The organism is Geobacillus proteiniphilus (genome assembly GCF_001908025.1).
Taxonomy (GTDB): Bacteria; Bacillota; Bacilli; order Bacillales; family Anoxybacillaceae; genus Geobacillus; species Geobacillus proteiniphilus.
The window spans coordinates 1-286 of record NZ_MQMG01000170.1 but is presented as its reverse complement, the minus strand read 5'-3'; the positions used below and the strand labels follow the sequence as shown (position 1 = coordinate 286).

The following is a 286-nucleotide window of genomic DNA, read 5'->3' as shown; positions in this document are numbered from 1 at the left end:
AATTGGCACTTTGCTATAGGTGGCAGGTTGTCGGAGTTCATTGAGCCAATTCCTCCCTCACTCCCGAGCAACGTATGCAACGCATGTCATTTAATTGATTAAAATTTTAGCACAATTGACGATAATGTCAATCATAGTTTTTCGATAGGAATTGTTTTTATGCGAAACAGCTGCATTGCCTGCCTAGCAGCAGATGGGAACGTTATTTTTTGCGCAGGCTTCCGAGCTCTTCGACAATCGCCTGCATTTCGCTTGGGCTGAACGTCTCGCGTTTCATCACCATCTC

At 44.8% G+C, this 286-nt stretch carries 1 protein-coding gene; it reads right to left on the bottom strand.

Features of this window, described 5'->3' with window-relative positions; translation table 11 throughout:
• Window positions 1-202 precede the first annotated feature (202 nt).
• Window positions 203-286 (bottom strand): DUF1128 family protein (locus BRO54_RS19715; protein ID WP_139268130.1); only part of this gene is annotated, 84 nt, incomplete at its 5' end.